General features: G+C 31.3%; 7 protein-coding genes and 3 tRNA genes. 4 read left to right on the top strand and 6 right to left on the bottom strand.

Going from position 1 to position 10,476, the window contains the following annotated elements; genetic code table 11:
• Position 1 precedes the first annotated feature (1 nt).
• Positions 2 to 1,921, top strand: a complete 1,920-nt coding sequence (locus tag ACIQZ1_RS05565) for a beta-L-arabinofuranosidase domain-containing protein (RefSeq protein WP_396159812.1) — start codon at positions 2 to 4, stop codon at positions 1,919 to 1,921.
• A 36-nt stretch (positions 1,922 to 1,957) separates the two neighbouring features.
• Here the strand turns inward: ACIQZ1_RS05565 and ACIQZ1_RS05570 are convergent.
• The 3 genes from ACIQZ1_RS05570 to ACIQZ1_RS05580 form a co-directional block, all read right to left on the bottom strand.
• Positions 1,958 to 2,031, bottom strand: a tRNA-Arg gene (locus ACIQZ1_RS05570).
• A 31-nt stretch (positions 2,032 to 2,062) separates the two neighbouring features.
• Positions 2,063 to 2,137: transfer RNA gene (locus tag ACIQZ1_RS05575), tRNA-Pro, on the bottom strand.
• 7 nt (positions 2,138 to 2,144) lie between these two features.
• Positions 2,145 to 2,228 (bottom strand) — tRNA-Ser (locus tag ACIQZ1_RS05580).
• A gap of 253 nt (positions 2,229 to 2,481) precedes the next feature.
• Here ACIQZ1_RS05580 and ACIQZ1_RS05585 point away from each other — a divergent pair.
• On the top strand, positions 2,482 to 3,660 hold the full coding sequence (locus tag ACIQZ1_RS05585) for an acetyl-CoA C-acyltransferase (RefSeq protein ID WP_396159814.1): 1,179 nt from the start codon (positions 2,482 to 2,484) through the stop codon (positions 3,658 to 3,660).
• 65 nt (positions 3,661 to 3,725) lie between these two features.
• Positions 3,726 to 4,487, top strand: a complete 762-nt coding sequence (locus ACIQZ1_RS05590) for an NlpC/P60 family protein (protein ID WP_396159816.1) — start codon at positions 3,726 to 3,728, stop codon at positions 4,485 to 4,487.
• A 38-nt stretch (positions 4,488 to 4,525) separates the two neighbouring features.
• On the opposite strand, the gene ACIQZ1_RS05595 is transcribed toward ACIQZ1_RS05590, so the two are convergent.
• On the bottom strand, positions 4,526 to 6,484 hold the full coding sequence (locus tag ACIQZ1_RS05595) for a KUP/HAK/KT family potassium transporter (protein ID WP_396159818.1): 1,959 nt from the start codon (positions 6,482 to 6,484) through the stop codon (positions 4,526 to 4,528).
• A gap of 161 nt (positions 6,485 to 6,645) precedes the next feature.
• On the opposite strand from ACIQZ1_RS05595, the gene pheT reads away from it, so the two are divergent.
• Positions 6,646 to 9,075, top strand: a complete 2,430-nt coding sequence (pheT, locus tag ACIQZ1_RS05600) for a phenylalanine--tRNA ligase subunit beta (RefSeq protein ID WP_396159820.1) — start codon at positions 6,646 to 6,648, stop codon at positions 9,073 to 9,075.
• Positions 9,076 to 9,162: 87 nt separating this feature from the next.
• Here the strand turns inward: pheT and ACIQZ1_RS05605 are convergent, their stop codons facing one another.
• The gene (locus tag ACIQZ1_RS05605; protein ID WP_396159822.1) at positions 9,163 to 9,792 is read right to left on the bottom strand and encodes a hypothetical protein; all 630 of its coding nucleotides are present in this window, start codon (positions 9,790 to 9,792) and stop codon (positions 9,163 to 9,165) included.
• 73 nt (positions 9,793 to 9,865) lie between these two features.
• Positions 9,866 to 10,476: S1 RNA-binding domain-containing protein (locus ACIQZ1_RS05610; RefSeq protein WP_396159824.1), on the bottom strand; the 611-nt coding region annotated here is incomplete at its 5' end.

The raw sequence follows: 10,476 nt of genomic DNA on the forward strand, positions 1-10,476 counted from the left end.
TATGAGAAATATTCATAAAACACTATTAATTTTGACTTTATTCACTTTGACAATACATGGTCAAAACCAAAATAAAGTGGCTGAAAAATATCAAATACTACCTTTTGGAAGCATCAAACCTTCCGGTTGGTTGAAGACCCAAATGCAGAAAGATGTAGCGGGTTTTGTAGGGAACTTAGATAAATTGGTTCCAGACTTAATCAATGACCCCATTTACAGCACAGGAAGATTGCATAAAAATAGTACGGTTAAAGATTTAGGAAACAATAAAGAAGGTGATGCAGAAGGAAGTGAACAATACAAATGGTGGAACAGCGAAACACAATCCAATTGGTGGGATGGTTACATAAGAAATGTAATTCTTTTAAACGACAAAGCAGGTCTTAAAAAAGTCGAACTTTACGTACAAAAAGTATTGAAATCGCAAGATAAAGATGGCTATATTGGAATTTACGATAAAGAATTACGCTATAATTTCAATTCAGAAAATGGCGAGTTATGGTCAAAAGCTACTATGTATCGAGGATTACTAGCGTATTATGAATATTCAAAAGATAAAAAAGTTTGGAATGCTTTAGTAAAAGCTGTTGATAATGTAATGATTAATTATCCAATAGGTAAATCAAGTCCGTTTTCATCTGGCAAAGCTTTTAATGGTGGTGTTTCACATGGCTTAACCTTTACCGATGTTTTAGATAAAATGTATCAAATCACAGGCAATAAAAAATACGTTGACTATGCCCTATTTTTATTTTTGGACTTTAGCAAAACCTATCAATCCGAAAAAGACGTTCAATTAAATAATATTTTAAATCCAAACTACAAACTACAATCGTATGGTGTGCATACCTATGAGCATTTACGTCCTTTATTAGTTGCCACTTATGCTGCTAATAATTCTGAATTACAAAAAGCACTAGAAATTTATATTCGAAGAATTGAACAAGCTACAACACTAACAGGTGGAGCAATTGGAGATGAATGGATTGCCGAAAGAACTGCAGATGCAACACATGTAGGTTATGAATACTGTTCGTTACACGAATTATTGGACAGTTATACCGTTTTGCTGCAAAAGCAAGGAAATCCTAAAACGGCAGAAGCAATAGAAACTATTTTCTACAATGCAGCTCAAGGTTCTAGAAATCCGATTTATTCTTGTATTGCTTATTTAAAGACCGATAATTCGTATGAAATGATGGGTACAAAAAATGGTGAAGTTGAGCCCAACCGCAATCAAACGAGATACAAATATTCGCCGGCGCATCAAGATGTTGCGGTTTGTTGCAATCCGAATGCAGGAAGAATAACACCTTATTTTATTGAAAAGGCATGGTTGAAGGAAAATGAAAACACCTTAGTGAATGTACTTTTAATGCCTAATTCTATAGAAACAAAAATTCAAAATCAATTCATAAAAATTGAAACCATTACGGAATATCCTTACGAGAATACATTTACCTTCAAAATTTCAAATCCAAATTACGCACAACCTATCATAAAAATTAGAAAACCATCTTGGGCTACTAATGTTATAACTAATGAAAGCTATTCTATGGAAAATGATTTCATAGTTATTGATAGAAAATTTGGTAAAGAAGACGCGATTCAAATTGAGTTTACCACTGAAATTCAAATTAAAGAAGATTCAAATAAGGAAAAGTATTACAGCTACGGCGCATTGTTTTATGCGAAACCCATCGAAGCCATTGAACAAAGAGGAAAATCCTATTTTACAAATTTTGATGATTTAACTTATAAACCAATAGATTCCAATCGTTTTGAATTTATTGAAGATAACAAAGCGACTTTTAGTAATGGTCAAATCAAAATCAAAGCAAAAAATAAAACCACCCATCAAATAGAGAACATTACTTTGATACCTTTTGGAAAAACGATTTTAAGACAAGTGAGTTTTTAATAAAAAAACCTCGATATAACTATCGAGGTTTTTTTGTGATCGCGCCAGGATTCGAACCTGGGACCTACTCATTAGAAGTGAGTTGCTCTATCCAGCTGAGCTACGCAACCTAAATTTTATTCGTTTGACAACGAAATGATGTCGGGGTGGCAGGATTCGAACCTGCGGCCTCCTGCTCCCAAAGCAGGCGCGATAACCGGGCTACGCTACACCCCGAAAAAAGCGGAGAGACAGGGACTCGAACCCTGGCGACAGTCACCCGTCGACAGATTAGCAATCTGCTCCGTTACCACTCCGGCACCTCTCCTATTAATTCCGCAAAGAATTATCCTTTTTTGCGGTTGCAAATATAGGATAACATTCTTTTATTTCCAATTAAAAAAAGGTATAATTTTTAAATTTAAAACAAACCTACTAAATATCAACATTATACATAAACAAATATCAAAATCAATATTTGAAAATTATATATTTAGGTCATCTATATCTCTATAAAAAGCAATAAATAGTTTAAAATTTGGTAAAATTTTGTTATTTTCGCAAAACTAAATTGAAATAAAATGAGCAAAAAAGTAGTTATCGTATCGGCTGTAAGGACTCCAATTGGAAGTTTCATGGGCGCATTATCAAGTGTATCTGCAACCAAATTAGGAGCAGCAGCAATTAAAGGCGCTTTAAATAAAATACATTTAAACCCTTCTTTAGTTGATGAAGTAATAATGGGTAATGTGGTTCAGGCTGGTAACGGACAAGCACCGGCGCGTCAGGCTGCATTATATGCTGGATTAACTAATGATGTAATATGTACTACCATAAATAAAGTTTGTGCTTCTGGAATGAAAGCTGTAATGCAAGGCGCTCAAGCTATTATAGCTGGAGATGCAGAAATTATTGTGGCTGGTGGAATGGAAAACATGAGTTTAATACCTCATTATGCGCATTTAAGAAATGGTGTTAAATTTGGTCCAACAACTTTTGTAGATGGAATGCAAAAAGATGGGCTTACTGATGCTTACGATGGAAATGCTATGGGTGTTTCTGCAGATTTATGTGCTACAGAATATGCTATTTCTCGTGAAGAACAAGATAATTTTGCTATACAATCGTATACACGTTCTGCTAATGCATGGGATGCAGGTAAATTTGATGCCGAAATTGTTCCTGTAGAAGTACCACAAAGAAAAGGAGATCCGATTGTCGTTTCTAAAGACGAAGAATATACAAATGTAAAATTAGACCGTATTCCTACTTTAACAGCCGTTTTTACTAAAGAAGGAACAGTTACTGCGGCAAATGCTTCAACAATAAATGACGGTGCTGCAGCATTGGTATTAATGAGTGAAGAAAAAGCAAATGAATTAGGTTTAAAACCTTTGGCATACATTAAATCATATGCAGATGCTGCACAAGAACCTAAATGGTTTACAACAGCTCCTGCAAAAGCTTTACCAAAAGCATTAGACAAAGCCGGAATTTCACTTTCAGATGTTGACTTTTTTGAGTTTAATGAAGCATTTTCAGTTGTAGGTTTGGCAAATGCTAAAATTTTAGGATTAGATAATGATAGAATAAATGTTAATGGTGGCGCGGTTTCATTAGGTCATCCACTTGGATGTTCTGGTGCCAGAATTATTGTAACACTAATAAATGTTCTAGCCCAAAACAATGCAAAAATTGGTGCAGCAGCTATCTGTAATGGTGGCGGTGGTGCTTCTGCAATTGTTATTGAAAGAGCATAAATAAATAATAATTTTAAGATTAACAATTGCTTTATTATCAATAGTTAATTATCAATTATAACTAAATGTTTGGAATTTGTAATTTAGGAATTGTACCGATACGAAGCGAAGCCAGCGATAAAAGCGAAATGGTTTCACAGCTGTTATTTGGTGAAGCCTTTAAAATAATTGAATCTTCACCGAAATGGACAAAAATTGTTTCCGCCTTCGATGCATATGAAGGTTGGATTGACTCAAAACAATTTCAAAAAATTACAGAAAATCAATATCATGTATTAGAAAAATCAGAGTTCATATTAAATGGCGAATTAATTGATTTTATTTCTTATGACACCAATCAATTAATGCCCATTCCATTGGGAAGTACCTTGAATTTTTTAGACATTAATGAAATTAATACTTCTAATTATCAATTTGATGGCCAAAAAGAATGTGGTATAAAATCTAAAGATAATATTTTAAAAACGGCATTCTTATATTTAAACGCACCTTATTTATGGGGTGGAAAATCGCCGTTTGGGATTGATTGTTCAGGGTTTACCCAAATGGTGTATAAATTAAATGGATATAAATTATCAAGAGATGCTTCACAACAAGCAGTTCAAGGAGAAGCGTTAAGTTTTATTGAAGAAAGTGAACCTGGAGATTTAGCTTTTTTTGATAATGATGAAGGAAATATTATTCATGTTGGTATTATGATGGAAAACAATTACATCATTCACGCTTCTGGAAAAGTTAGAATTGATAGAATTGACCATTTAGGTATTTATAATGTTGATACAGGAAGGCATACTCATAAACTAAGAGTGATTAAGAAAGTGATATAAAAAAAAAGCCAGAATTTTTTAGTTCTGGCTTTTTTATTTTAATCTATTCTTGTTAATTTCAATGCTTTCGTTTCTGAAATTTTTAATGGAAACTTTTCAATAGTAACAGATCCAGGATCTAATCCAAATGCTTTTTCTTCAGATAAGCCCATCTTTTTTAACAAATTATAACCATCTAAAATTAGTTTTTCATAAAACGGTAAAGCATTGTCATACGACATGAATTTTTCTATTAATACAAATCTAAAATCGCTAATAATTTTATGTTTATGCAAAGAAGTATATCTACTTGTTAAATCTACTTCTCCCCTTTTTTGCATGTCTTTTACAACTTGAGCAAACATTTTATTAAATTTTGGCGCGACTCTAAATCCTAATCTAAAATCAACACGAATAACATCATCATGAATAAATTCACAAACTCTGTATTCCATTGTATACGGTTCATCTACAACATGAACGTGAGCAAACCAATAAATATCAGCACGCTTTGGACTATTATTAATTATAGAGTAAATGATTTTCGATTCAATTTCGTATCGGTTATCGGCACTTGTTAAATACACTAAATTTGTAGCGTATTTTGCAATAGATTCATCTCTACTCAAATCTTCTAAAACAGGTAAATATTTATCTAATTTCACAAATTCTACAAATCTGTTTCTAATTTTTCTTGCAAAATACCAACATGTCATTACGGCAAATAATACAAATGCAATAATTAAAGTAATGTATCCACCTTCTCCAAATTTATGCATACAAGCATATAAAAAGGCCAATTCAATAATTAAATAAGTGATTACAATTACCCAAATAAAGGTTCTATTATATCTCTTAATTATCATATAAAAATTCAGCAGTGTAGTTGTCATTAACATCGTTAATACAATTGCTAAACCATACGCGGCTTCCATTGCAGCTGCTTTTTCAAAATAAAGTACAATAAAAATACAACCTGCCCAAAGTAACCAATTTAAAGAAGGAATATATAATTGTCCTCGTAATTCTGTTGGATATTTGATTTTAACTTTTGGCCAAAAATTCAAACGAATGGCTTCATTAATTAAAGTAAATGAACCACTAATCAATGCTTGTGACGCTACAATTGCTGCTAAAGTTGCAATGGCAATTCCAAAAGGTAAAAACCATTCTGGCATTACTCCGTAAAAAGGGTTTGTAATTCCAGCTTGTGCTAAAGTTTGACCATCATGCTGAATTAACCAAGCACCTTGACCTAAATAATTTAAAATTAAAGTTGCTTTTACAAAAATCCAGCTAATTCTAATATTATCTTTTCCACAATGTCCTAAATCAGAATATAAGGCCTCTGCTCCTGTTGTACATAAAAATACAGCGCCTAAATATAAATAACCTCCATGAATTGAAAGTAATTTATAGGCGTAATACGGATTTAAAGCAGAAAGAATATCAACGTTATTAATGGTTTGAATTAAACCTAAACCACCTAACATAGCAAACCAAACGAACATTACAGGTCCGAAAAACTTTCCAATAAATTTAGTACCGAACTGTTGAATTGCAAATAATAACGTTAAAATTATTATTACAATATACATTATGTATTTTTCTTCAAAACTTGGATACATTGTTTTTACACCTTCTATAGCTGATGAAACAGAAATAGGCGGCGTAATAATACCATCGGCTAATAACGTACATCCACCAATTATGGCTGGAAACAATAACCATTTAATTTTAGCTTTTCTAATTAAAGCATATAAAGAAAAGATTCCGCCTTCACCATTATTATCCGCTCGAAGTGTAAGAATAACGTATTTAATTGTGGTTTGAAGTGTTAATGTCCAAAAAATACATGAAATGGCTCCTTTTATGATATCTGAATCTATAGGATTTTTTCCAATAATTGCATTAAGAACATACAAAGGAGAAGTTCCAATATCTCCATAAATAATACCTAGCGTAACTAGTAAACCGGCTGCAGAAAGTTTGTGCAAGCCATGATGACCTTTTTCCATTTTCAATTTTATAAAACGAAATACAAAATTACAAAAACAATATGTTTCAAATTGAATTTTATAGAAAAATATTTTACTAATAAATTCGGTATGAAGTACAAAAATTACTTTTAAATTCTAATCAAATACTTATCTTTGCAATCTTATTAAAATTTCGAAACATGCGTATTTCTTATAATTGGCTAAAACAATTTATTAAAATAGACTGGAAATCAGATGAAACAGCTGCTTTACTTACCGATTTAGGTTTGGAAGTTGAAGTTGTTGAAGCTTTTGAAAGTGTTACTGGTGGACTAAAAGGTATTGTTGTAGGGCATGTTTTAACATGTGAAAAACATCCTGATGCTGATAAATTAAAAATTACTACAGTAGATTTAGGTGATGGAAACGAACCTGTACAAATAGTTTGTGGTGCCAACAATGTTGCCGTTGGACAAAAAGTTCCTGTTGCTACAATTGGAACAAAATTATATGACAAAGACGGAAATGCTTTTGAAATAAAAAAAGGAAAAATTAGAGGACAAGAAAGCCACGGAATGATTTGTGCCGAAGACGAAATTGGTTTAGGAACTAGTCATGATGGAATTATGGTTTTGTCCGACGATTTACAACCAGGAACGCCTGTAAGTAAAGTTTTTAACATAGAAGTAGATGAAGTTTTTGAAATTGGTTTAACTCCAAATCGTGCGGATGCTATGAGTCATATGGGAGTTGCCCGTGATTTAAAAGCAGGTTTATTACAATCTAATGTTACTACTGAATTTATTACACCTTCTGTAAGTAAATTTAAAGTCGATAAAAGAACTTTAAAAATAGATGTTAAAGTTGAAGATGCTAAATTAGCACCTCGATATGCTGGTGTAACTATTTCTGGAATCACTGTAAAACCATCGCCAAGTTGGTTGCAAAACCGTTTAAAAGCAATTGGACTTACTCCAAAAAACAATATTGTTGACGTTACAAATTACGTATTACACGAATTAGGACAACCTTTACATGCTTTTGATGCGAATAAAATAAGTGGAAATAAAATAATTGTAAAAACAGTTGCTGCAGGTACAAAATTTACAACTTTAGATGGTATAGAACGTGCTTTACACGAAGAAGATTTAATGATTTGTGACGAATCTGGACCTATTTGTATGGCAGGAGTATTTGGTGGTGCAAATTCTGGAGTAACGGAAACTACTACTAATATTTTCTTAGAAAGTGCTTATTTTAATCCAGTTTCTATTAGAAAAACCGCAAAGCGTCATACTTTATCAACAGATGCTTCATTCCGATTTGAAAGAGGAATTGATCCACAAATAACAGACTATGCGTTAAAGCGTGCCGCTTTATTAATCCAAGAAGTTGCAGGTGGCGAAATTACTTCAGATTTAATTGACATTTATCCTAAAAAGATAGAAGATTTTAATGTTTTTCTATCTTTTGAAAAAGTAAATAAATTAATTGGAGAAGAACTTAAAAAAGAAACCATTAAAAATATTTTGGCTTCATTAGATATAAAAATCAATAGTATTTCTGATGCTGGTTTGGGATTAAATATTCCTCCGTACAGAGTAGATGTTCAGAGAGAAGTAGATGTTATTGAAGAAATTTTAAGAGTTTACGGTTATAACAACATTAAAATTCCTAATAAAATTAACGCATCGGTTTCAAATTCTTCAAGAACAGAAGAATTTAAAGTGCAAAATATAATCGCTAATCAATTGTGTTCATTAGGATTTAATGAAATGATGGCCAATTCCTTAACGACTTCAAATTACGTAGCGTATTCTGAACAAATACTTTCAAACGAAACAGTTACGATGTTAAATCCATTAAGTAATGATTTATCTGTAATGCGTCAATCATTATTGTTTTCAGCTTTAGAAGCAGTTTCTTATAATATTAATAGAAGAAATTCAGATTTAAAATTATTTGAATTTGGAAAAACATATCATTCCATTGAAGAAAATTACACAGAAAAAAAGCATTTAACAATAACTATGTCAGGTAATGCTTCATCTGAAAGTTGGAATTTAGCTCAAAAACCTACAGATTTCTTTTTATTCAAAGGGTATATTACAGCTGTTTTATCTAAATTAAACATCGATACTAAAGTAAAAACAGTTCCAGTATCACAAGATGTTTTTGCTGAAGGAATCGGTTTTGCTATTGGAAATGAAGTGATTGTCGAATTCGGAACCATTAAAAAATCAGTTTTAAAACAATTTGACATTAAACAAGACGTGTTTTATGGAGATCTAAATTGGGATGCCATTCAAAAGTATGTTTCAAATAAAATAAAAGTAGTTGATATTCCTAAATTCCCAGAAGTAAGAAGAGATTTAGCTTTATTAGTAAGTCAATCTGTAACTTTTGAGAAGTTATATGTAGTGGCAAAACAAACGGAAAAATCGTTATTAAAAAACATTAACTTATTTGATGTGTACGAAGGAAAAAACCTTCCAGAAGGAAAAAAATCGTATGCTTTGAGTTTTGTTCTTCAAGATACTTCAAACACACTAACAGATGTTCAAATTGATAAAATTATGAATAAATTACAAAGCAATTTCGAAACAAAATTTGAAGCTGTTTTAAGATAAAATAATTATAATAGAATAAAAAAAACCTTTTAATTCAAAACTTAAAAGGTTTTTTTTATAAAGATCTGTACTTTCTCTGCGTAATTTCTATTTTAAAAATCCTGCCGCTTTTATTTCTTTATGAATTTGAAGAATATTTTCTGGTATTTCTGCCTCTAAAATCCAGTTGATATCTAAACTGTTATAGTTTGCCGTTTTTAAAAGCATCTTGTCCTTAGAAATATTGACTCCTAGCCTATTCAAATTTTCTTTAAAATCCAAAAGAAAATCTTCGTGAAGTGCCTGAATTAAAAGTAATATTTTAAAAGTTCGAACAATTACATAATTATAAAATTTAGATGATTTTTGTGGCTTTGAATGCGTCAAAGAAAAATCATTTTGCTCTATAACTTCATTTAGCATTTGTAAATTCAAGCTAATTTCTCCAAACTTATCTTTTGTAATTTTTACGTGATGCGAAATTTTTCCGCTGATATTACGCATTTCAATTGCGATATAATCTAATGAATGAAAATTCTCAGAAAAACGATGAATTTGTTTAGAAATATTTATTTCCATTATACTACGTTTGTCTTCAATAGAATCGGTGTCTACTAATTCAAAATATAATTTTTCTGCTAAATCCAAATCTCTTCGCAACAATCTTAAAATAAGTTTGTCTTTCTCCTTTTCTGGCAATTCTTGTAGCGCTTTTTTGAAATCTATATCTTTAAACATAATGTATGATTGTATTTATAAAAAAATCCCAACCATTTCTGATTGGGATTACTTTTTGTATAAAATTAGAAAATTATTTTTTCTCTGATTTTTCCATTTTTGCTTTTAATTCCATTAATGCATCAATATCACCTAAAGTAGATTTTTCAGCATTGTTTGAAGATGTAGCTACATTGTTATTGCTTGATTCGTTAGAAGCAGCTTTGAAGTTTTTCTCTTCTTCTTCTCTGAAAGTAGCAGTATGTGAAGCAACAATTCTTTTGAATTCTTTGTTAAATTCGATAACTTTAAATTCAATTGAATCACCTTTTTTCAATTTTTTACCATCTTCTTTTTCTAAATGACGAGTAGGAACAAATCCTTGTACGTCTTCAGAAAATTCTACAGTAGCACCTTTGTCAACAATTTCAGAAACAGTACCTGTGTGAACTGTACCTACTGCATAAGCAGCTTCATGTTTGTCCCAAGGATTATCTAAAGTTTGTTTGTGACCTAAAGATAATTTACGAGCTTCAACATCTAATTCTAAAACTACAACATCTAATTTGTCACCAACGTTAACAAATTCTGATGGATGTTTGATTTTTTTAGTCCAAGATAAATCAGAAATGTAAACTAAACCATCAATTCCTTCTTCTAATTCTACGAAAATTCCGAAGTTAGTAAAGTTTCTTACAATTCCTG

Source organism: Flavobacterium sp., assembly GCF_044341185.1.
Classification (GTDB): domain Bacteria; phylum Bacteroidota; class Bacteroidia; order Flavobacteriales; family Flavobacteriaceae; genus Flavobacterium.